This window comes from Pseudomonas sp. B19(2017), from assembly GCF_002113165.1.
Classification (GTDB): domain Bacteria; phylum Pseudomonadota; class Gammaproteobacteria; order Pseudomonadales; family Pseudomonadaceae; genus Aquipseudomonas.
In genome coordinates, this window is sequence record NZ_NEJR01000005.1 from 230,869 (window position 1) to 253,045 (window position 22,177).

At 64.7% G+C, this 22,177-nt stretch carries 19 protein-coding genes and 1 tRNA gene; 9 read left to right on the plus strand and 11 right to left on the minus strand.

The window, feature by feature from the left end:
* Positions 1–200: 200 nt before the first annotated feature.
* The 3 genes from CAF70_RS10250 (at position 201) to CAF70_RS10260 (ending at position 3,502) form a co-directional block, all read left to right on the plus strand.
* Positions 201–1,433 carry an MFS transporter gene (locus tag CAF70_RS10250; protein WP_085624611.1) on the plus strand — a complete coding sequence of 411 codons (1,233 nt, stop codon included), beginning with the start codon at positions 201–203 and terminating at the stop codon, positions 1,431–1,433.
* A 37-nt stretch (positions 1,434–1,470) separates the two neighbouring features.
* Positions 1,471–2,244 carry a helix-turn-helix domain-containing protein gene (locus tag CAF70_RS10255; RefSeq protein WP_085624613.1) on the plus strand — a complete coding sequence of 258 codons (774 nt, stop codon included), beginning with the start codon at positions 1,471–1,473 and terminating at the stop codon, positions 2,242–2,244.
* A 109-nt stretch (positions 2,245–2,353) separates the two neighbouring features.
* A complete protein-coding gene (locus CAF70_RS10260) occupies positions 2,354–3,502 on the plus strand; it encodes a M14-type cytosolic carboxypeptidase (RefSeq protein ID WP_085624615.1) in 1,149 nt (382 codons plus the stop codon).
* Positions 3,503–3,695: 193 nt separating this feature from the next.
* On the opposite strand, the gene CAF70_RS10265 is transcribed toward CAF70_RS10260, so the two are convergent.
* The 7 genes from CAF70_RS10265 to CAF70_RS10295 are packed head-to-tail and all read right to left on the minus strand — an operon-like array spanning position 3,696 to position 10,036.
* On the minus strand, positions 3,696–4,667 hold the full coding sequence (locus tag CAF70_RS10265) for a spore coat U domain-containing protein (RefSeq protein WP_085624617.1): 972 nt from the start codon (positions 4,665–4,667) through the stop codon (positions 3,696–3,698).
* Entirely contained in the window at positions 4,664–7,057 is a 2,394-nt protein-coding gene (locus CAF70_RS10270; RefSeq protein ID WP_256573282.1) for a fimbria/pilus outer membrane usher protein, read from the minus strand. The genes CAF70_RS10265 and CAF70_RS10270 overlap by 4 nt, the downstream gene beginning before the upstream one ends.
* 12 nt (positions 7,058–7,069) lie before the next feature.
* A complete protein-coding gene (locus CAF70_RS10275) occupies positions 7,070–7,846 on the minus strand; it encodes a molecular chaperone (RefSeq protein ID WP_085624619.1) in 777 nt (258 codons plus the stop codon).
* A gap of 39 nt (positions 7,847–7,885) precedes the next feature.
* A complete protein-coding gene (locus tag CAF70_RS10280; protein WP_085624622.1) occupies positions 7,886–8,389 on the minus strand; it encodes a spore coat U domain-containing protein in 504 nt (167 codons plus the stop codon).
* Positions 8,390–8,392: 3 nt separating this feature from the next.
* Positions 8,393–8,923, minus strand: coding sequence for a spore coat U domain-containing protein (locus CAF70_RS10285; RefSeq protein ID WP_085624624.1), 531 nt, complete (start codon positions 8,921–8,923; stop codon positions 8,393–8,395).
* A gap of 18 nt (positions 8,924–8,941) precedes the next feature.
* Entirely contained in the window at positions 8,942–9,478 is a 537-nt protein-coding gene (locus CAF70_RS10290; protein ID WP_085624626.1) for a spore coat U domain-containing protein, read from the minus strand.
* Positions 9,479–9,508: 30 nt separating this feature from the next.
* Positions 9,509–10,036 carry a spore coat U domain-containing protein gene (locus CAF70_RS10295; protein WP_085624628.1) on the minus strand — a complete coding sequence of 176 codons (528 nt, stop codon included), beginning with the start codon at positions 10,034–10,036 and terminating at the stop codon, positions 9,509–9,511.
* Between the two features lie 262 nt (positions 10,037–10,298).
* On the opposite strand from CAF70_RS10295, the gene CAF70_RS10300 reads away from it, so the two are divergent.
* From CAF70_RS10300 to CAF70_RS10310, 3 genes are read left to right on the plus strand one after another with little or no spacing between them, the layout of a single operon-like run.
* Complete coding sequence (locus CAF70_RS10300; protein WP_085624630.1) at positions 10,299–12,548, plus strand: ATP-binding protein; 2,250 nt, start codon at positions 10,299–10,301, stop codon at positions 12,546–12,548.
* A 14-nt stretch (positions 12,549–12,562) separates the two neighbouring features.
* Positions 12,563–13,024 carry a response regulator gene (locus CAF70_RS10305; protein ID WP_085624632.1) on the plus strand — a complete coding sequence of 154 codons (462 nt, stop codon included), beginning with the start codon at positions 12,563–12,565 and terminating at the stop codon, positions 13,022–13,024.
* A 13-nt stretch (positions 13,025–13,037) separates the two neighbouring features.
* Positions 13,038–15,425 (plus strand): response regulator, encoded by a 2,388-nt coding sequence (locus tag CAF70_RS10310; protein WP_085624634.1) that lies wholly within the window; start codon positions 13,038–13,040, stop codon positions 15,423–15,425.
* A gap of 92 nt (positions 15,426–15,517) precedes the next feature.
* Here CAF70_RS10310 and CAF70_RS10315 read toward each other — a convergent pair.
* Positions 15,518–15,592, minus strand: a tRNA-Gln gene (locus CAF70_RS10315).
* Between the two features lie 260 nt (positions 15,593–15,852).
* Between CAF70_RS10315 and CAF70_RS10320 the strand changes: the two genes are divergently transcribed.
* Entirely contained in the window at positions 15,853–16,095 is a 243-nt protein-coding gene (locus CAF70_RS10320; RefSeq protein WP_085624636.1) for a hypothetical protein, read from the plus strand.
* Between the two features lies 1 nt (position 16,096).
* On the opposite strand, the gene CAF70_RS10325 is transcribed toward CAF70_RS10320, so the two are convergent.
* Positions 16,097–16,522 carry a DUF1810 domain-containing protein gene (locus tag CAF70_RS10325; RefSeq protein ID WP_085624638.1) on the minus strand — a complete coding sequence of 142 codons (426 nt, stop codon included), beginning with the start codon at positions 16,520–16,522 and terminating at the stop codon, positions 16,097–16,099.
* A 158-nt stretch (positions 16,523–16,680) separates the two neighbouring features.
* On the opposite strand from CAF70_RS10325, the gene zapE reads away from it, so the two are divergent.
* The gene (zapE, locus tag CAF70_RS10330; protein WP_085624640.1) at positions 16,681–17,766 is read left to right on the plus strand and encodes a cell division protein ZapE; all 1,086 of its coding nucleotides are present in this window, start codon (positions 16,681–16,683) and stop codon (positions 17,764–17,766) included.
* 112 nt (positions 17,767–17,878) lie between these two features.
* Here the strand turns inward: zapE and CAF70_RS10335 are convergent, their stop codons facing one another.
* The gene (locus tag CAF70_RS10335; RefSeq protein WP_085624642.1) at positions 17,879–19,768 is read right to left on the minus strand and encodes a propionyl-CoA synthetase; all 1,890 of its coding nucleotides are present in this window, start codon (positions 19,766–19,768) and stop codon (positions 17,879–17,881) included.
* Between the two features lie 181 nt (positions 19,769–19,949).
* On the opposite strand from CAF70_RS10335, the gene CAF70_RS10340 reads away from it, so the two are divergent.
* The gene (locus CAF70_RS10340) at positions 19,950–20,816 is read left to right on the plus strand and encodes a LysR family transcriptional regulator (protein ID WP_085624644.1); all 867 of its coding nucleotides are present in this window, start codon (positions 19,950–19,952) and stop codon (positions 20,814–20,816) included.
* On the opposite strand, the gene CAF70_RS10345 is transcribed toward CAF70_RS10340, so the two are convergent.
* The gene (locus CAF70_RS10345) at positions 20,790–21,944 is read right to left on the minus strand and encodes an HPP family protein (protein ID WP_085624646.1); all 1,155 of its coding nucleotides are present in this window, start codon (positions 21,942–21,944) and stop codon (positions 20,790–20,792) included. The two genes, CAF70_RS10340 and CAF70_RS10345, sit on opposite strands and share 27 nt — an antisense overlap.
* Between the last annotated feature and the right edge of the window lie 233 nt (positions 21,945–22,177).

Sequence of the window (22,177 nt, forward strand, 5' to 3'; positions counted from 1 at the left end):
GGTTCAGCTCACGAAATACCCGGTTCCGGTGGGAGCAGGCGTGCCCGCGAAGGGCTGCAAAGCAGCCCCGATAAAGCCAGCCTCGATGGATGTCCGAAACGCGACAGTGGCTGCCTGTTCGGCGTGAGACAGGCAAACCGGGCACTGGCTACCCTTCTTCGGCAAATGCCTTGTTCCCTTTCGCCAGAAGAAGATCGCCCATGACGACCTCCACCGCCTCCATGGCCGCCACCACGTCTGCCGACCAACCCCAGGGTTTTCTGGTCAGCATCGTCGGCGCGGCCGCATTCGCCCACCTGCTCAACGACCTGATCCAGGCCGTGTTGCCGGCTATCTACCCTATGCTCAAGAGCGATTTCGCGCTGAGCTTTGCCCAGATCGGCTGGATCGCCCTGGTCTACCAGGTGACCGCCTCCCTGCTGCAACCCTGGGTCGGCCTGTACACCGACAAGCACCCGCAACCCTACCTGCTGCCGGCTGGCATGCTGGTAACGCTGGTGGGCATCGCCCTGCTCGCCTTCGCCAGCAGCTATGAAATGCTGCTGGTAGCCGCCGCGGTGGTCGGCGTGGGCTCGGCGACCTTCCACCCCGAAGCCTCGCGAGTGGCCAGGATGGCCTCCGGCGGGCGCTTCGGCACTGCGCAATCGACCTTCCAGGTCGGTGGCAATACCGGCTCGGCCCTCGGCCCGCTGCTGACCGCTGCCATCGTCATTCCCCACGGCCAGGCGGCCATTGCCTGGTTCATGCTGGCAGCCGCGCTGGCGGTCTTCGTGCTGCTGCGGGTGACCGGCTGGACCGTGCGCCATGGCCAGACCCGGCTCAAGACCTTCGCCGGCCAACAGGCCCCGGGCCTGTCGCACGGTGCCATGTGGCGCGCCGTGGCGGTTATCGCCGTGCTGATGTTCGCCAAGTTCGTCTACATCGCCTCGTTTACCAACTACTTCACCTTCTACCTGATCGAGCATTTCGGCCTGAGCGTGCAGAGCAGCCAGTTGTACCTGTTCGTGTTCCTTGCGGCAGTGGCGCTGGGCACCTTCGCCGGTGGCCCGGTGGGTGACCGTATCGGGCGCAAGGCGGTGATCTGGGTCTCGTTCCTCGGCGTGGCGCCCTTCGCCCTCGCCCTGCCCTATGCCAACCTGGCCTGGACGGCGGTACTGGCGGTGACCATCGGCCTGGTGATGTCCTCGGCTTTCGCCGCCCTGGTGGTGTATGCCCAGGAAGCCGTGCCGGGCCGGGTCGGCATGGTGTCGGGGGTGATGTTCGGGTTGATGTTCGGGATCAGCGGCATCGGCGCCGCCGGGCTCGGCGAGCTGGCCGACCGGCATGGCATCGAGTGGGTTTACCAGGTTATCTCGTTCTTGCCGCTGCTGGGGCTGGCCACCGCGCTGCTGCCGGCGACCCGCTCGCATGCCCGCCCCAGCCGCTGCTGCTAAAGTGGGCGTGCCGGGCTGCCAGTACAAGGGGGGCAAAATGCTGAAGCCGCAGCGTGAATTGCTGGTGGAGGTCGATCAGTGGACCTGGGAAGTGGGCAGCCGTGCGACGGACTACCCGAGCGACTGGTTCATCGAGCCTCACAGCCATGCCAAGCATCAACTGATCTATGCCATCAAAGGCCTGATGATCGTCGAGTCCGGCAACGAACGCTGGACCGTGCCCCCCAGCCGCGGCGTCTGGATGCCCTGCGGCCAGGTGCACGCGATCCGCTGCGTGGGCGATGTAAAGATGCGCAGCGTGTTCGTGCGCAGCGACGCGGCAGTGCAGCTGCCACTGCAAAGCAAGGCCATCAGCATCTCGCCGCTGCTCAGCGAACTGATCAAGGCCTCCGTAGGCTTTAGCGCACCGTTTGCCGACGACTCGCGGGAAGCCCGAGTGATGCGCCTGATCCTCGATGAGATCTGCGTGCTGCCGACCTTGCCGCTGAAGCTGTCGCAGCCCGGTGACAAGCGCCTGCAGGCGATCTGTTCGGCATTGCACGAGCGACCTGACGATAAAGCCACTGTGGCCGACTGGGGCCAGCAGCTGGGGGTGGACGAAAAGACCATCCAGCGCCTGTTTCGCAAGGAAACCGGCATGACCTTCGGCCAGTGGCGCCAACAGGCGCGGCTGATGCAGGCATTGGAGCGGATCGCCACGGGCGAGCGGATCATCGATGTGGCGGGGACGCTGGGGTATGACAGCCCTAGCGCCTTCGCCAGCATGTTCAAGCGCCAGTTCGGCATCACGCCGAGTCAGTTCTTCAAATAGCCTGCAGGAAACATACAAGATCCCCCCGCGTCGCCTGATCTCGCGCAGCAACCCTGCCAAGCCGTGTACAGTACCCTTCACAACAAAGCCCCCAGAAGGAGCCAGGCACATGAGCGTGACGCTGTCCCCCCTGCAGATCGACTGCGATTTCGATTCCGGCAACATCCAGGTGCTGGATGCCAGCAACCCGGCCAGGGTGCACCTGGCCATCCGCCCGGACACCCACAGCGGCCACTACCAGTGGTTCCACTTCAAGGTCAGCGGGCTGACGCCGGGCCAGGTCCATCGTTTCAGCCTCGACAATGCCTCCGGCTCCTCCTACAAGAACGCCTGGAGCGGCTACAACGCCGTGGCCTCCTACGACCAGCAGACCTGGTTCCGCGTCCCCAGCCAGTTCGATGGCACGGCGCTGTCCTTCGAGGTCAAGGCCGAACAGCCACACATCTGGTTCGCCTACTTCGAGCCCTACCCGCGCGCGCGCCACAACCAGCTGATCGAACGTGCACAGCAGCTGCCGGGGGTCGAGTTGCTAGCCAGTGGCCGCAGCGTACAGGGCCGCGACATTCCCCTGCTGCGTGCCGGTGACGGTGCCGCTGGCAAGCGCAAGCTGTGGCTGATTGCCCAGCAACACCCGGGCGAACACATGGCCGAGTGGTTCATGGAAGGCGTGATCGACCGCCTGCAGGCCAATGACGCGGTGATCCGGCAATTGCTGGCAAAGGCCGACCTGTACCTGATTCCCAACATGAACCCCGACGGTGCCTTCCTCGGCCACCTGCGCACCAACTTCAAGGGCAAGGACCTCAACCGTGCCTGGCAGGACGCCAGCGTCGAGTTCAGCCCCGAGGTGTTCTTCGCTCAGGCGCAGATGAAGCAATACGGCGTGGATGCGTTCATCGACGTGCATGGGGACGAGGAGATTCCCCATGTGTTCACCGCAGCCTGCGAGGGCAACCCGGGCTACACGCCGCGGCTGGCCAAACTGGAGGAGCAGTTCCGCAGCACCCTGTGCAGCCTGACCCGCGACTTCCAGACCGTGCATGGCTACACCCGCGACGAGCCGGGGCAAGCCAACACGACGCTGGCCTGCAATGCGGTGGGGATGGCCCATGATTGCCTGTCACTGACCCTGGAAATGCCGTTCAAGGACCATGACGACGCGCCGGATGCCGTCACCGGCTGGTCGGGAGCGCGCTCGAAGGCACTGGCCGGGGCGGTACTGGAGACATTGGCGAAGATGGTTGGCGATTTGCGTTGACTGAAACGGCCCATCGCCGGCAAGCCGACTCTCACAGGACTGCACATGACTCATGGCATTAGCAGGGACCCTGTGGGAGCGGCTTTAGCCGCGAACACCGGCGTAGCCGGTGCCATGCACCGCGTTGGATTCTTCGCGGCTAAAGCCGCTCCCACAGGTTACGCGGTCCGCCGCTCCCACAAGGTCCCTGCACTCAGAACTGCACATCCAGAATCACGCTATCGGTATAGGTCGCTGCCGGCGGTGTAGCCTGGTCGGTGTAGACCTTGGCGTTGTAGTTGAACACCTGGCTACCGGTACCGGTACCCGTGCCGGGGTTCACATCGGCATCGGCACTGGCCCGTCGCGCAGCCCCTGTCGAACCCCACCGCACCGCCCCGGCGCTCTTGAAAATGTCATAGGCCAGGTAGTTGTTGGCCGCCGACTTCATCCGCCGTCGCCCATTGGCTGCGTTCTGGCCGTCATCCAGGCCCACGGTGTAATTGCTGCCCTTGGTGCACGATACACTCAGGCTCTGGTTCACCGTGCCGAAGCCTGCCACCACCGGCGCACTGGCGAAGCTGATGCTGGGTGTGGAGATCTGGCAGTCGTTGGTCACCACCAGGCTCACGTACAAGCTCTGGCTACCCGAGTTGATGTCACGCCCCACGCAAAGCCCGCCGAGGCCAATCCCCGCACAGTAGTTCCAGCTCCAGGCCACGGTCAGGGTCTCCTGGTACAGCCCTGCGGCGACGTTGCTGCCAGTCTGGGTGCGCATGTAGATCGGCACAGTCTTGGGCGTGGAGCTGCCGAGCAACCCCAGCAGGTCGATGATATTGTTGCGGGCGAAGTCGTAGGGCTGACCACGGGTCAGCGGATAGTTGGTGCTGTTGTCGGCATACAGGGTGTAGGGGATCACGTCACCCGTCGGGCCGACCAGCCCGCCCGACGCGGGCAGGATGGTGGCATAGAAGTGATCATCGCTACTGAGCAGGGTGAGCAGCGAGCCACTGCACTGCAACCCCGAGTTCAGCGTCGAGGTGCTTTGTACCGTATTCAGGACCTGTCTCGAGCTGAGGCTGCCGAACGCTGCCGGCGACGTCGCAACCGACGAGCACAGCGCCCACGCCGAAGCTGCCGGCAGTAACAGCAACCCCGCCCACAACCCGCGCCAGCAGGCCGTCATTTGCACACCAACGGGCCGATCAAGGGGATCGAGCCTTGCGCTTCGGGCAGGTCGAACGCCACCTGGCAATGCCCGCCCCCTTCCAGCTCCACCTGCAGGCGGTTATGCGCCGCCAGGTTCTCCAGATACACCAGGCCATCCCAACCGACCACCGCCTGGCCGCCACTTTCAGCATGGGTGACGCGGCTGCCCAGCTTGAGCACCTGCCGGTCAGCGTCGACCAGTTCGACGCTGGCCGCCAGCACACGCCTGAGCGGGAATTCCAGCAGGTAGCCGCTGCCCCGACGCACCGCCACCCGCTGTTCCACTTCCGGCGCGAGGATGTCCGGTGGCAGGTCCATGGGGTCGATCTCGTACTTGCCGCGGTAGTAACCGCTGCCGTACGGCACCAGCAGGTGACCGTTGGCATCGGTGCGGCCGACCTCCTGGTTTTCATAGCGCACCGGCACATCGGCGTAGCCCCCGGTGCTGACCACCACGAAGGCATCATCGATACGGTTGGCCGCGAACAGCCCGGCATCCATCCACACCAGCGAGCCACTGGCGTCGGCCCAGCGGGTCATCTCGCCACTGCTGCCATACATACCAGCCTGCAACTGCACCGACTGCAGGCGCCAGGTGACATCGGCCTGGCGGTAGGCGTCGCGCTCGCTACCGGCGGCGTAGCCCAGGTTGTAGCCGACACCACCGCCCACCGGCGTGGCACGGCTGTAGTTGACCCGCTGTAGTGTTTCGCCTTGCTGGCTACGCTCCATGCCCAAGGCCAGGGTGCCGTGCAGGTCGAACGGGATCACCAGTTGCGCCTGCACCGCCCACTGGCTGTCCCCCACTTCACGGTTGGCCGACAGGTACACGCTGCTGTTGCCCCACAGCGGCCTGCTGTAACTCAGGTTGATCAGCCGGGTACGTGTGCCGTCACCGGCGCGCACGTCGAAATAGCCGGCGCCGATGTTGCCGTACTCGTTCAGGTTCAGGCTCAAGGTGACCTGTTCGCTGCGCTGGCTCAGCTGCATGTCCTGGCTATCGACCCGGGTCAGGTCGGCGTAGTCGCCGTAGCGTTGCAGGCGCTGATAGCTGAAGCCGACGCGCTGGCTGTTGTACTGGTAACCGAGGGCAACCTGGTGACCCTTGTCGCCGTCGAGCCGGCTCTGCGCCAGGGCCGCGTTGAGCACGCCGAAGTTGCCCAGCCGCATGTTGCCGCCCAGGCCGCCCAGCATCAGCGAGCCAGCGCTTTCGGCATGGGTCTCCAGGGTGAACAAGTCGCTGACCCCGTAGCGCAGGCTGGCCGAGGCAACCCCGGGGCCATAGGCAAAATCGCGCACTCCGTAGTCACGACGCAGGCTACCGGCCGCCACCGAATAATCCGTCAGGCCCTGCTGCAGCAGGCTGCTGGTGACGTAGAACGGCAAAGTGGTCGACACCTGCCGGCCAAGGGCATCGGTGGTAACCACCACTGCTTCCCCGGCGCCGTTGATGAACGGCACGTTGGTCAATGTGTAAGGGCCCGGCTGCAACTCGGTGGTGCTGGACTTGTAGCCATTGATGAACAGGTCCAGCGAGGTCGGTACCGCTGCTTCACCAGAGAACGCCGGCAACGGGTAGGTGACCAGATCGGGGCGCACGGCGAAATCGCGCGATAACTGCACGCCGCCGACCCGCACCGAGCTGGTCCAGGGCAAGGCGCCGGTGACCAGGTCACCGGCTTCGTAGGTCAGCAGGCGCTGCTCGTCGGTGAAGCGCCAAGTGGTGTCGTAACGCAAGAAGCCCTGGCGCGTGTCGTTGGCCGGCGCCCCCTCGAACGACTGGCGCCACTGACCGGTGCTGGAGAACGTACCCCAGCTGTGGAACAGCCGCAGTTCGTTCCAGGCCGCCAGATAGCTGCCGCCGTCATCGGTGTCGTTGAGGTACAGGTCGTAGTTGAACAACGCGCCGAAACTGCTGCGCGCATCGCTGGCCGGGTACAGATTGCGCCCGCCCAGCTGCTGATCGGGCAGCCAGGCCGGGGGCACTTGCAGCAGCAGGCGCTGGTTCTGGCTGTCGTAGTCGGCGCGCAACCCCGCGATGGCCTCCAGCGCCACCTCGCCCTGGGGGTTGCCCGGCAGCGAGATACCGGCCCCGCGCAGCACCTCGCTGTCCAGGTACAACTGCCCGGCGCGCTGCTGCACCGGTACCAGTTCAGCCTTGGGCATCTGATTCACCAGCAGTTCGAGGTACAGCGTTGCGTCGGCGATGACCGACAGCTCCGTGGGCGGTGGCGGCAGGTCGTTGGCCAGCGCCAGGCCAGAGCCGAACAGGGCCACCCCCAGGCAGCAGCGGTGGGTAGTCGCCGTCAGCCACCACCCACATGGTTTGCGACCATTGCCAGGTCCTCCCTGGCCGCAGCGGGGCATTCAGGCGCACGCTCATTGGCTTTGGCGGATGGGGTCCGCGCTGCTCTGGCCGTTCACCCTCCCCTTCAGCACACTGCCGGCACTGGCTGCCAGCGGTGCCGGCCAGCGCATGCTGGCCCCTGGCAGCACATAGCCCAGCAGGCCCTCGGCCAGTGGCGCGCTCTGGCTGCCCTGCTGCACCACCACATCGGTCAGGCGAGCATGCACCGGGCCGGTGTTACGCAGTTCCACATAGGGCTTGCCCTGCACGGTCACCGCGCGCCAACTGAGTTGCGGCTTGCCGACGCCCTCGGCATTGCGCTTGCCCGCCGGGTCGGCCTTGCCCCAAAGACCTTCGCCATAGACGAACAGCGGGACCGAGTAGCGCATCTGCAGGCGGATCGCCGCGGTGGTGCCGGGCTCGGCCTTGTCGACGGGGATGGCGGGCGGGATTTCGTCGATGATGATGCGGTAGGCCTGCTCCTGGCCGACTGGCGAGGGGCCAGTGCGGGTCAGGCGGATCAGTTGCTTCTGCCCGGGGGCGATGCTGGCCACCGGCGGGCTGCCGATGATCTCGCGCTGCGCCTGATACTGTTCCTGGTAGTCACCCTGGCGCCAGGCAAACACCCGCACCTGCAAGTTGGCCGGTGCGCTGCCGCGGTTTTCCAGCCAGAGTGCGCCGGCCTTCTGGTCAGCCTCCAGCACCGGGTCGATCGGCCAGATCAGCACCGAGGTGGCGGCCCCGGCCGGCAGACTCGCCAGCCACAATGCGCCGATCAATCCACGCGCCCACTTCGCGCCTGCCCCCATGAAGCTCTCCTTGGATACTGGTCGTTGGTGCCGACGTATTCACCAGGTCACGGTCACCTGTACTACATCGGTGTAGGTCCCTGCCGGCAGCGTGCCGCTCAGCTGGACCCGTCCGTACACCGGCAGTTTGATCGCCGTCGGGTCGGTGTAGCTCACGGCCACGCTCTGCCCGATCCCCAGGCTCTGGCTATAGGCCGCGTCCCGGTACAACTGGTAGGCCAGCATCTGCGTGCCGCCCGTTCGCTTGAGGTTGCGCATGCCGCTGGCACTGTTCTGCCCGCCATCCACACTCATGCTCACGGCGACCCCTGGAGTGCATTGAAAGGTCACCGTGGTACCGCCCAGCGAGGTGCCGATACTCCCGGTGGCCAGCGCCGATCGCGTGCCGTAGTCAAGCGTCCCGTAGCTGCTCGCGCCGCCAACCACCAGGCACCCGGCGACGATCTGCGCCGACACCAGGAAGCTGCTGCTGGTCGCCGCATCCAGCGGCGCGGCCAGCAGCACGCCGAGGCTGCCCAGGCCAACCGCCAGCCAGTTGCGCATGGTTCAGAACGACAGCTCGACGGACACCGTATCGGTGTACACCCCCGCCGGCAGGCCGGCCTTGCCGCGCGCCTGGCCATACAGGTTGACGATCTGGGCCACACCGCTGCTGGTCGGCAAGGTGATGGTGCCGTTGATCGCCAACAGCTGTGTGCGCCCGGCATCGGTGTAGAAATCGTACGGCACGAAGTTGCCGACGCCATCGGCCAGTGCACGGCTGCCCCCGGCCGACTGGCCGTCGTGGGAACCTGCGCCCACGCGGATCACCGGTACCGTGCCGGCCGAACAGAGAATGCTCATCGCCCCTCCGCCGCCGCCAATTACCTCGGCATCGGCAGAAGTGAACAGGGCATCCTTGGTGCCGAAGTCCAGGACACCAAAGCTCACCCCCGAGGTGCCAGAGCTGCCATTGACCTGGCATGCCGCGGTCAAGGTCAGCTTCGAGTCGATGGTCCCGGTCGTGGCGGCCTGGGCCTGGGAAGCCAGCGCCAGGCCCAGGCCGGCGAGGATGCAGCGTGAGAGGTTCATTCGCATCGAAGTCTCCTTGCGTCGTTACCAGTCCAGGGTCACCCTGAGGGTGTCACGGTACAGCCCGGCCGGTAGCGCGCGCGGTTGCGCCACTACCACACCGTAGATGGGGATCGGTATCTGCCGGGTACTGCTGATGGTGAAGGCACGCGCCTGGCCGATGCCGTAACGGCTGTTACCGCCCGGGTCGATCGCCAGCTGGTAAGGGATCAGCTCGCGGCCGTTACTCAGGCGCCGTATACCGTCACTGCCATTCAGGCCGCCGTTGATGCGCACGTTGATCGCCCGCACCTCGGGCGTGCAACTGATCTGCAGGCTGCCCTCGCCGCTCATGTCATCGACCCGGCTGCGCAGCGGCTGGTCCCAGTGCGGAGCGCGCTCACCGAAGTCCAGCACCCCCGGTTTGCCCACCACCGTTGGTTGCGTCGCGTTGCTGCTGACCTGGCAAGCCGCGCTGATTACCAGCCGCGCCTGTATGAAACCGCTGCTGGTGCCATGCGCAACACCACCGGGCACCAGCAGCGGACCGAGGGTCAGCAGCAGGATAGAGGTGCGGTTCATGGCGTCGCGTCCTTGGGCATGGCGGCATCCCTACCAGGTGACGGTTACTTTGAGCAGGTCGGCATACCTGCCTGCGTGCGGTACCCAGGCCAGCTTGTCGATCCGTGCATACAGCGGCAGCTCGACCGAGCCGCTGTCCGGCACCCGCGCCGCATGCACCCCATTCACTACCAGAGGTTCGCGCCAGGCGGGGTCACGGTACAGGCGATACGGGATGGGCCGGGCCGCGTCATCATCGCTGGCCAGAAAGCGCAACTCGCCGACGCCACCATGCTGCCCCCCGTCGACTCGGACCTGGTACGGGGTGTCGGGATTGCACTCCAGGCGTGGCGGGTGCTGGCTCGGCAACACGCCGCTGAGCGGTGCGCCAGGGCCATCCAGGCGCGCAGCAACGCCCAGGTCGATCCGCCCCAGTGCCTGCGCACCCGCATCGCGGGGCTGGTTGACCAGCATGCAGCCGCGCTGCACCAGCACCCGTACCTCTACCAGGAAATCTGCCGCCACGGCACTGCTGCTCAACATAAGGCCCAACAGGGCTGCCAGGAAGCGCTCCGTCACCTTGCTTTTCCTTGTCGATGTCTGCTGGTCTGAGCGTAGCAGCGAGATGGTGTCACAGTGCTGGCATGCAACCATTTTTTTGTATTAGCCGAAAAGCGCTACCACGTAAAAAAAACTACCTGGAACAGAACGCATCGCCAGCATTCCTCTCAAATGGCCATAGGCCGGTAACCAGGCCGATATTCTGTTAGGGTGTATTCCCTTCATCCTGCCTAGACTCATGCGGCATGCATGGACGAACACGACAGGAGCGTTTTCATAGATGATTGCAGACAGCACGCTCACCCAAGCCCTCGAGCGCTGCGCCCAGGAGCCCATCCGGCAGCCTGGCAGCATCCAGCCCCACGGTTTCCTTCTGGTGCTGGACGAAACCGACATGCAGGTACTCCAGGCCAGTGAAAATATCGAGCACTGGCTGGGCATACCGGCCGCTGAACTGGCCGGTTGTGACTTCGCCGAACTGGTAAGCGGTGGCTTCGACCTGCGCCTGCACCTGGCACGCCTGCCGCAGGACGAGGTCTTTCCATTCCACATCAGCGATGTGCACCTGCGCCAGGACGCACCTTACCGTGGCAACCTGCACTTGCTGGTCCACCGTCACGACCAGGTGCTGATCGCCGAGTTCGAACCCCCTCGCCTGCCGGCAGACCTTGCCGGGCAAGGCGACTACTACCCGCTGGTGCGCAGCTTCGTCGGCCGTCTGCACCAGGCCGGTAGCCTTGAAGAACTGCTGCAGCAAACAGTGCTGCAACTCAAGCGCATCACCGGCTTTGGTCGGGTCAAGGCCTACCGCTTCGACGCCGAGGGTAACGGCCAGGTGCTGGCCGAAGTGGCCGACCCGGGTTACCCGAGCTACCTGGGCCTGTGTTTCCCCGCTTCGGACATACCCAGCCAGGCGCGCGAGCTGTACCGAATCAACCGCATCCGCGTGATCGAGGATGCCAATTACCAGGCCTCGCCGCTGCTGCCCGCTGTCAACCCGCGCACCGGCAAGCCCCTGGACCTGAGCTTTGCCGCACTGCGCAGCGTGTCGCCAGTGCATCTGCAATACATGCGCAACATGGGCACCTTGGCATCGATGTCGCTGTCGATCATGGTCGACGGGCAGTTGTGGGGGCTGGTGTCCTGTCACCATGAGCAGCCGCGACCGGTGGACCTGCGCACCCGCACCGCCTGCGAACTGCTGGCCAGTGTGTTGTCGCTGCAGATCGAGTCGCGCGAGTCCCATGCCAACACGCGCCAGTTGCTGGAGCTGCGCCAACACATCGTGCGCATGATTTCGTCCATGGCCGATCATGACAGTGTCGGTGACGGCCTGCGCGACTTGCCCGAAGTACTGCTGGCTTTCGCCGGTGCCCAAGGTGCCGCGGTCATATCCGCCGAACGTTGCGACCTGATCGGCAAGACCCCACCGGCCGCGCAGGTAACCGCCCTGGTGCACTGGCTATCGCAACGTGGCGAAGAGAGTGTGTTCCACAGCGACAACCTGCGCCGCGACATCGATGAACTGCCTGAGCTCGCAGCCCATGCCGGCGGCGTCCTGGCAGTGGCCATTTCACAGATCCACTCGCACTACCTGCTGTGGTTCCGCCCCGAGCAGGTGCGCACGGTAAACTGGGCCGGGCAGCCGAACAAACAGGTCGGGCCGCAGGGTAACCTGGACCCGCGCCACAGTTTCGAACGCTGGCAGGAAAATTTGCGCGGCTACTGCGAACCCTGGCACCCGCTGGTCATCGAGGGCGTTCAGGAGCTGCGCACGGCTGTGCTCGGCATTGTCCTGCGCAAGGCCGAGGAACTGGCGCAACTGGCCAGCGAGTTGCGCCGCTCGAACAAGGAACTCGAAGCGTTTTCCTACAGCGTGTCCCATGACCTGCGCGCGCCTCTGCGCCATATTGCCGGCTACTCCGAGCTGCTCGGCGAAATCGAGGGCCAGAACCTCAACGAACGTGGCAGGCGTTTTCTGCAACACATCGAGGAAGCCGCGCATTTTGCCGGAAGCCTGGTCGACAACCTGCTCAACTTCTCGCAAATGGGCCGCTCGGCCCTGCGCCTGTCCGAGGTCGACCTCAACACCCTGGTCGAGGCCATTCGCAGCGAACTCGCGCCCGATTACCAGAACCGCGAAATTGTCTGGGACATCGCCCAGTTGCCCAAGGTGATCGGTGACCCGGCGTTCATCAACATGGCCTTGCACAACCTGCTGGCCAACGCCATCAAGTACACACGTGGGCGCACCCCGGCGCGCATCGGCATCAGCGCCGTGCAACACCCGGGCGAAACCGAGATCTGCATTCGTGACAACGGCGTGGGCTTCGACATGGCCTACGCCAACAAACTGTTCGGCGTGTTCCAGCGCCTGCACCGCATGGAAGACTTCGAAGGCACCGGGATTGGCCTGGCCAGCGTGCGTCGCATTATCGAACGGCACGACGGCCGGGTCTGGGCCCATGGCAAGGTTGGCCAGGGCGCGACCTTCCACTTCACCCTCCCGCGCCACCCCGCAACCACCTGAGGCACCGCACCATCATGCTCAAACCCATCCTGCTGGTCGAAGACAACCCACGGGACCTGGAGCTGACGCTCCTGGCGCTGGAACGCAGCCAGTTGGCCAACGAGGTCATCGTGCTGCGTGACGGTGCCGAGGCACTTGACTACCTGCTACGACGCAATGCCTATGCCGAACGTGACGATGGCAACCCCGCGGTGCTGCTGCTGGACCTGAAACTGCCAAAAGTCGACGGCCTGGAGGTGTTGAAGGAAGTGCGCGCCACCGCCGAGCTACGCAGCATCCCGACGGTGATGCTGACCTCCTCGCGCGAGGAGCCTGACCTGCTGCGCGCCTACGAGCTAGGGGTGAACGCGTACGTGGTCAAACCGGTGGAGTTCAAGGAATTCGTCGCCGCCATTTCCGACCTGGGGGTGTTCTGGGCGGTACTCAACGAGCCGCCACCCGGCTCGCTGCGCCTGAACCGGCGTGGCAGCCTCTGAGGTGACCACGACGATGCAGCCAACACCACTGAAACTGCTGATGGTCGAAGACAACTCGATGGACGCCGAGTTGACCCTGATGCGCCTGGAGCGCAGCGGGCTGCATGTACAGGCACACCTGGTATTCGACCATACCGGTGTCGAACACGCCCTGCGCGAAGCGCCGTACGACCTGATCCTGTGCGACTGCGTGCTGCCGGGCTCGTCCGGCAGCGAAGTGCTGGCCATCGCCCAGCGCCTGGCTCCGGACATTCCGTTCATCTTCCTGTCTGGCATCTATGGCGAAGAACATGCGGTGGAAATGATCCGCCTGGGCGCCACCGACTATGTGTTGAAGAAGAACCTGCCGCTGCTGCCCAAGGCCGTGCGCCGGGCCCTGACCGAAGTGCAGGAGCGCCAGCGCCGGCGCCGCGCGGAAGAGGCACTGGCCGATGTCGAGGCACGTGCGCGCATCGCCATCGACGCCGCCGGCATGGGCACCTGGGACATGCGTCCGCAAGAAGGCCTGTTGTTGTGGGATGACCGCTGCAAGACCCTGTTCGGCTTGCCCGCCAGTACCGAAATGACCCTTGAGGTGTTTTACGCCGGCATCTACCCCGACGACCTGGCGCAGGTGCGTGAAGCCGTGGAACACGCCATGTGCCCGGAAAGTGGCGGCCATTACCGGGTCGAATTCCGCATCGCCCAACCCGCTGGCCTGGAACCGCGCTGGTTGCTCAGCAGCGGCCAGAGCCAGTTCGTCAACGACAAGTGCGTGCGCTTTTCCGGGGTGTTGCAGGACATCCACACCCAACGCCTGGCTACCCAGGCGCTGCGCCAGCTCAACGAGATGCTGGGGGAAAGGGTCGAGCGCCGCACCCGCGAGCGCGACCGTGCATGGGAGCTGTCGCAAGACTTGCTGGCCGTGCTCAACAAGGACCTGACCCCGGTCGCGCTGAACCCCGCCTGGGAAGCCAGCCTGGGCTTGTCCCGCGAACGTCTGAGCCAGTCGTCCTTGCTGTACCTGCTGCCCGAGCCCGACCAGGAACTGCTGCTCACCGAACTGGCGACGCTCGCCCATGGCCGCACCAGTGCCCGCTTTGTCGGGCGCATCCTGGATGCAGGTGGCCAGCAGCGCTGGTTGTCGTGGGTGGTGGTACCGGAAGACACCCTGCTGTACGTGGTGGCGCGCGACATCACCAGCGAGCGCGAGGCCGCCCTGGGACTGGCCGAAGCCAACGCCCGCCTGCGCGAGCAGATCGCCGAACGCGAACGTATCGAGGCCGCGCTGCAGCAGATGCAGCGGCTGGAGGCAGTCGGCCAGCTGACCGCCGGTGTGGCTCACGATTTCAACAACCTGCTGACGGTAATTCTCACTGGCGCCAGCTTCCTCGAGCGCGACCTGACCAAAGCCGACCTGGAAAAGGCCCGTGCGCGGCTCAAGCACATTCGCGAAGCGGGCGAACGCGGTGCCAAGCTGACCTCGCAGTTGCTGGCTTTCTCCCGCCGCCAGCGCCTGGAGCCGGTGGCGCTGAACCTCAACCGCACCCTGGCCGGCCTGGAGGAGTTGTTGCGCCGCACCTTGGGCGGCAATGTCTCGGTGCGCCTGGACCTGGAACCAACCCTGTGGCAGGCGCTGACCGACCCGACGCAGACCGAAATGATCATTCTCAACCTGGCGATCAACGCCCGCGATGCCATGCCCGACGGTGGCCAACTGACGCTGTCGACCCGCAACACCCGGATCGACGCCCACCCGCAGCGCCCGGAAGACCCGGACCCTGGCGAGTACGTGATGTTGAGCATCCGCGATACCGGCTGCGGCATGAGTGAAGAAGTGCTGGCCAAAGTGTTCGAGCCGTTCTTCACCACCAAGGATATCGGCAAGGGCTCGGGCCTGGGCCTGGCCCAGGTGTTCGGCTTTGCCAAACAGTCCGGGGGTGGCGTGCGCATCGATACCACGCTGGGGCGTGGCACGCAGGTGGCCGTGTATCTACCGGCAGTCAAGGGTGAAGCCTTGAGCGAACCGACGCCGTCACTGCTCAGCCACTCGGTAAGCGAATGCGGCCATAACCGCACCGTGCTGCTGGTGGATGATGACCATCTGGTACGCGACATGCTCGGAGATGTGTTGCGCCAGTACGGCTACCAGGTGCGCCAGGCGCACAGTGGCGAACAGGCCCTGGCCTTGCTGGATGGGCAGATCGACCTGCTACTGAGCGATTTCGCCATGCCCGAGTTCAACGGTGCGCAACTGGCACTGGCGGCACGCGAACGCTATCCGCAGCTGCCGGTGGTACTTCTCACCGGGTATGCGGAGTTGCAGGGGCTGGAGTTGCCAGGCAGCCTGGTGATCCAGAAGCCGGTACAGGCCGACGAACTGGCCCGCTTGCTGAACGAGATGCTTGGAACTGCCAGGTGACCGAACAGAGCCCAGGCAAAACACGCGGAAACGACAAAGCCCAGCGCTTGTCTTTCCAAGCACCGGACCGAGATACGTTTGAAACATGAAAATGGCAGGGGCGGCTGGATTCGAACCAACGCATGGCAGGATCAAAACCTGCTGCCTTACCGCTTGGCGACGCCCCTGTATCGGATGCAGCGTAAGCTGCTCTGACAATTCCAACTGAGTGACAACCGGGTTGTTGTCTTGGAATGCGCGGCACTTTAACAACAAACTTTCGTTCTGTGAACCCCCTGATGAAAAAAAATTACCAAAAAACAGCGAGTTAGTCATTTTCGCTGTTTGCGCGATGACCATCCGTCGTTTTCTGCCCGCTTGGCTTCAACACAATCGCATTCATTCCTTCCAATCAGATGAGCCATCTGCATTGACCAAGGAGGACCCCATGCCTGTCTCCCACGATCTTTACCAGGACTTGCACTACCCGCGCGAAATCGTCCAGCAACGCCGTCAGCAGGACAAGGCCCTGGACCGGCTGCTGGACGAGTACATGGACATCGACAACCAGGTGCTGGCCGCCGAGTCTATCTCGGCGGGCAACTTCGAGGATGAAGACCTGCGCCACCTTAAAGAACGCCGGCTGGCAGTGAAGTACATGATCGAACGCCAACTGGAGCGCAAGGCCTGAGCTAGCCCTCCAGCCTGGTCAGGGTCAGGGCGTCCGGCTCACCGTCATAGAACTGCACCAGCGCCAGCTGGAACAACGGGTTGTCGGGCGCGGCCCGGGCGAACAGGGTCAGGCACGAGCGCAGCTTGAGGTGGTCGGGGCTGCCAAGCACTTCACGGGCGCTCTTGTCACTGTGCCGCAGCAGAGCCGTCACGCAGGCTTGCAGGCGCGGGCCAAGCAGCGGATGAGCCAGGTAGGCGCGGGCCTCGTCGACGCCGGCCAGCGCATAGCGTTCGGCCATGGCGCTGTGGCCCAGGCCATCGAGCTGCGGGAATACGTACCACATCCAGTGACTGCGCTTGCGCCCGGCCTGCAGCTCCTCCATCACCTGGTCATACACCGGGTTCTGCGCCTCGACGAAGCGCTGCAGATCAAAGTCGGCGTGCATGCTCGCCCCTCCTCACTCTGGTTCCAGCCTTTACTGTACGCCTGCATGGCAAACCTATCTCGTCAGGCGATCAATGCCGCGCAGTTTCTGTATTAGTCAAAATGGCCGCCCTCGGGCAAGCTGCACGCTACCCCGCCATCGCCCAAGGAGCTTTGCTTTTGCCTGCCTGGATCCCAACCCCGCTACGCCAGCTTGGCCAACGCCTGCGCGGCGCCGCCACCAACCAGAGCGAACTGCTCGGCTGGTTCGAGGACAAGGCACACAGCCGCGGCTACCAGCTTAGCGACGGCCAACGCCGGGTAATCCACTGCATGGCCGAACAACTGGTGCAGCTCGAACGAGGTCAGCCGCGCAGCCTGTACCTGTACGGCCCGGTAGGCCGCGGCAAGAGCTGGCTGCTCGACGGCTTTTTCCAGGCCGTGCCGGTGCAGGCCAAGCAGCGCCTGCACTTCCATGACTTCTTTGCCCGCCTGCATCAGGGCATGCACCGCCACCGGGCGCTGGACAACGCATTGGGCTCGGCACTCGACGAGCTGCTGGGCGATTGCCGGGTGCTGTGCTTCGACGAATTCCATGTGCACGACATTGGCGATGCCATGTTGCTCACCCGCCTGTTCAACGCGCTGTTCGCCCGTGGTGTGTTCTTGCTGGTGACCTCCAACTATGCGCCCGAAGGGCTGCTGCCCAACCCGCTGTACCACGAGCGCTTTCTGCCGGTGATTCGCCTGATCAACAGCTCGATGGAAGTGCTGGAAGTGGGTGGCGACACCGATTTCCGCAGCTTGCCGGCCAACCGTGAGCATCAGCGCTTTACCCGGGGCCACTACGTCTGGCCGGGCAATGCAGCGCAGCGCCAGGCGCTGAATGTGCCCAAGCCGCAGCCGGTGATGCTGGAAGTGAACAAGCGCCCGCTGCGCGCACTGGCCGTGGATGGCCGGCGGGTGCTGCTGGGCTTTGACGACCTGTGCGAAAAGGCCACGGCAGTGATCGACTACCTGGTGCTGGCCGGGCAATACGATGAATGGATCATCGATGGGCTGGATGACTTGTCGGCATGTTCGCTGGCCGCGCAGCAGCGCTTCGTCAACCTGGTGGATGTGCTTTATGACCAGGATCGGCAGGTGCTGGTGATTGGCAAGCGGCCGCTGGAAGAAAGCCTGGGCGGGCCGCTTGCCGACCTGATGCGTACGCGCAGCCGGTTGGGGCAGCTGCATCAGGTAGGGCCCGACAGCTGCATTGGTTGAACCGGCCTCTTCGCGGGTAAACCCGCTCCCACAGGTATTGCACAATTCTCAAGGCCTATGACATTCCTGTGGGAGCGGGTTTACCCGCGAAGAGGCCAGCAAAGTCAAAACTTCAACCCGCCCTGGGCAGATCCGCCAGCACCGCCTCGATCTCCCCCAGCACCGCAGGGTCGTCCAGGGTCGAAGGCGGCACATAGTCCTGCCCATCGGCAATCTTGCGCAGCACCGCCCGCAGAATCTTCCCCGAGCGGGTCTTGGGCAAGCGCTTGACCAAGCGCACCCGGTTGAAGCAGGCCAACGGACCAATCTCCTCACGCACGCTGCCCACCAGCTCCACCAGCAACTGAGCCTCGGCAATGCCCTCGCCGTCCTTGAGCACTACCAGGGCCAACGGCACCTGCCCCTTGATCTCGTCGTGCACGCCAATCACCGCACACTCGGCCACCGCCGGATGACGCGCCACCAGGTCCTCCATCTCGCCGGTGGACAGCCGGTGCCCGGACACGTTGATCACGTCATCAGTGCGACCCATGATGTAGACGAAGCCGTCCTCGTCGAGGTAGCCACCATCGCCGGTGTGGTAATACCCCGGGTAGGTATGCAGGTAAGCCTGCAGGTAGCGCTCGTGGTCCCCCCACAGCGTCTGGCTGCAGCCAGGCGGCAATGGCAGCGCGATGACGATAGAGCCCTGGTGGTTCGGCCCCAGCAGATGGCCCTCTTCATCCAGCACGCGCACGTGGTAGCCCGGCACCGCCCGGTTGCTCGACCCCGGCTTCGCCGCGCTGCCTTCCAGCCCCACACATGGCGCGGTGACTGGCCAGCCGGTCTCGGTCTGCCACCAATGGTCATGCACCGGCTTGCCACTGACCCGCTCCAGCCATTCGTGAGTGCTGGAATCCAGTTTCTCGCCAGCCAGGAACAACTGGCGCAGCGAGCTCAGGTCGTGCTTGCGAATCAGTTCACCCTCGGGGTCTTCCTTGCGAATGGCGCGCATGGCAGTGGGCGCGCAGAACAGCGCGTTGACCTTGTATTGCTCCACCACCCGCCAGTAGGCCGATGCGTCCGGGGTGCGGATCGGCTTGCCTTCGTAGAACACCGTGGTGCAGCCGCTCATCAGCGGCCCATAGACGATCAGCGAATGGCCGACCACCCAGCCGACGTCGGAAATGCCCCACCATACATCGCCGGCCTGCATGCCGTAGATATGGCGCATGGCATAGCACAGCGCCACGGCGTTGCCGCCGTTCTCCCGCACGATGCCCTTGGGTTTGCCGGTAGTACCCGAGGTGTACATGATGTACAGCGGATCGCCCGCATTCAGCTCCACCGGTGGCACCGGTTCGGCGTTGGCCAATGCTGCCTGCCAGTCCAGATCGCGGCCAGGCTGCAACCGGGCACACACCTGCGGCCGCTGCAGCACCAGCACGTTACGCGGCTGATGCCGGGCCAGTTGCAGGGCACGGTCGACCAGCGGCTTGTATTCGATTACCCGGTCGAACTCCAGCCCGCACGAGGCCGTCAGCAGCAGCGTCGGCCGGGCATCGTCGATACGCAGGGCCAGCTCGTTGGCGGCAAAACCCCCGAACACCACGGAGTGCACCGCGCCAATTCGTGCGCAGGCCAGCATGGCCATGGCCGCCTGCGGCACCATGGGCATGTAGATGATCACCCCATCGCCCTTGTTTACCCCCAACTGGCGCAGCAAGCCGGCCAGGCGCGCCACCTCGTCACGCAGCTGGTGGTAGGTGTAGGCCTGCTGCACGCCGGTCACCGGCGAGTCATAGATCAGCGCCAGTTGCTCGCCACGGCCCTGCTCGATCTGCTGATCCAGGGCCAGGTAGCAGCTGTTCAGGCGGCCATCGGCAAACCAGCGGTGGGTGCCGTCGGCATTGTCTTGCAGCGTGAGGGCGGGCTTGCGGTGCCAGGCCAGGTGTGCGGCCTGTTCCGCCCAGAACGCGGCAGGGTCGGAAATGGAATGGGCATAGCTGTGCTGGTAGCTCATATCGAAAGAAACCCGGTACTTGTTGTTATTGAAGGGCGAAAATTGAGTATGGACCGCTACACCCGCGCCGCCATGGGACTAAAGTCACAACCGACCTGCAAATTTGCAGACAACGCGAAAACGCCCCACAACGGTGCAAAGTCTCTAGAATAGGCCACCCCCCCAAGCCACCGAGCAGCTCATGGATATCGATCAGGCCCGTACCTTCCTGGAAATCGTGCGTTGCGGCAGCCTGGTCGCCGCTGCCGAACGCCTGTACGTGTCACAGACGGCGATCACCGCACGGGTGCAGCGCCTGGAGCAGCAACTGGGCTGCCAGCTGTTCGTGCGCAGCCGCAATGGCGCCAGCCTGACCAGCGACGGCGAGGCATTCGTCAGTTACGCCAACCAGATGGTGCAAACCTGGGAAGCGGCGCGCCGCGACCTGCCGCTGCCCGAAGGCTGCCAGCAAGTGCTGCATGTGGGCGGTGAGGTGAGCCTGGGCAACCCGATGATGCTCGACTGGGTCAGTGCCCTGCACCGCGAGCTGCCCAGCCATGCCATCCGCAGCGAGGTGAGCGACGGCGAAGCGCTGCTGCGCAAGGTCGAGATGGGCCTGCTGGATGCCGCCCTGGTCTACCAGCCAACCTACGGCCCGGGCCTGCAGGTGGAGCAGTTGATGGAGGAAAAGCTGATCCGTGTGCGCCGGGTCGAGCGGCCAGACCCGTATATCTATATCGACTGGGGCGAGGCCTTCCGTCGCCAGCACGATGCCGCCCTGCCCGATTGCGCGCGCCCGGCGCTGAGCTTCAACCTGGGCCCGCTGGCCTTGCAGTTCATACTCGACCAGGGTGGCAGTGGCTACTTCCGCACGCGGGTGGTGCAAGCTTATCTGGACAGCGGTGTGTTCGAGCGGGTACCACAGGCGCCTGAGTTCACCTACCCGACCTTCCTGGTATACCCGCGCAAACGCGACAGCGAGGCCCTGCAACAGGCCTTTGCCATCCTGCGTCGGCTGGTGGCCGCCGGCGCCAGCGACTGGTCACAACGCTGGGACCCGATTATCTGAAGCCTCGGCCTTGCTGAGCAACTGGCGCTTGAGGCCGGCGATCAGGTCGGTCTGGGTGATCACCCCTACCAACTGGTCGGCATCGAGCACCGGCAGGCAATGCAGGCCCTGTTCACACAGCAAGGGCAGCAGGCGCTCCAGCGGGTGCTGGCTGCTGACGCTGATTACCCGGCGGCTCATCACCTGCTCCATGCGCACCGCCTTGCGGCCGAACAACCCGCGCCAACTGAAGCGGCCACGCTGCATGGCCGGGCCGACCAGGTCGCTGAGGCTGACGATGCCCACCAGCTTGCCCTGCTGCAGCACCGGCAGGGTTTTCAGGTGGTGGCTGGCCAGCATCTTCCAGGCCTGCTCCAGGGTGGTATCGGGTGTGGCGAACTGCACGTCGCGGGACATGACCGAGGCCGCGGTGATACCGCCGAGGCTGCGCTGCAAGGCGTGTTGCTCGGTGGCCAGGATGATGCGTTCCAGTTCGTCACGGGTGACGTCGACGAACTCGCCCAGCTCCTCCAGAGCCTGGTCCAGGTCTTCCCCACGGATGCCGACCCGCTCGCTGGGCAGCGGATCATGGGTGTGGTGCAGGTCCTTGCGCACTACCGCGCCTTTCGGGTAGCGCACGCCGGTGAGGCGGTTGTAGAGGATCGCCACCGTCACCAGGATCAGCGCGTTGAGCAGCACCGGCTCCAGCAGGTGGTCGCCCATGGCGGTCAGCCCCGGGTCGGCCAGCACCGCGCTCACCGCCACCCCGCCACCTGGCGGGTGCAGGCAGCGCAGCAGGCACATCACCAGGATCGAGATACCGAGGGCGGCAGCGGCCACCCACAGCTCCGGGCCAAAGCCCTGGCGCATGGCCAGGCCGACCGCGCCGGCCAGGGCGTAGCTGCCCAACACCGGCCAAGGCTGGGCCAACGGGCCGGAGTGCACGGCGAACACCAGCACGGCCGAAGCCGCAAGCGGGCCGAGCAGGTGCAAGGCAATGCTTGGGCCATAGACCATGCTGGTCAACCAGCCGGCAAGGAACAGGCCGAGCAACGCGCCGATACCGGCACGCAACCATTCTTTTGGGGGAATATTCAGGGGCGCCGGCAACAGCCGCTGCAGACGACTTTCGGAACGCGAGGCAGACATGTAAGTAATCGGGATCTTTGGTTTTTTGATTAAAAAGAAAGCCCAGCCGAGGTGGCCTGGGCCTCGTATTGCGAGTGCAATATCACAAGGGGCTCCGTCCGTGGAGAGATGGAAACCGCAGGGTTTCGTGGAGGGGATTTTGCCGGGTGGGGTGGGATTGGGCTAATTCAAAAAAATGTGGCTGTGCTGCAATTTTTTTGCAGTACTGATCTGGGGCTGCTGCGCAGCCCCGG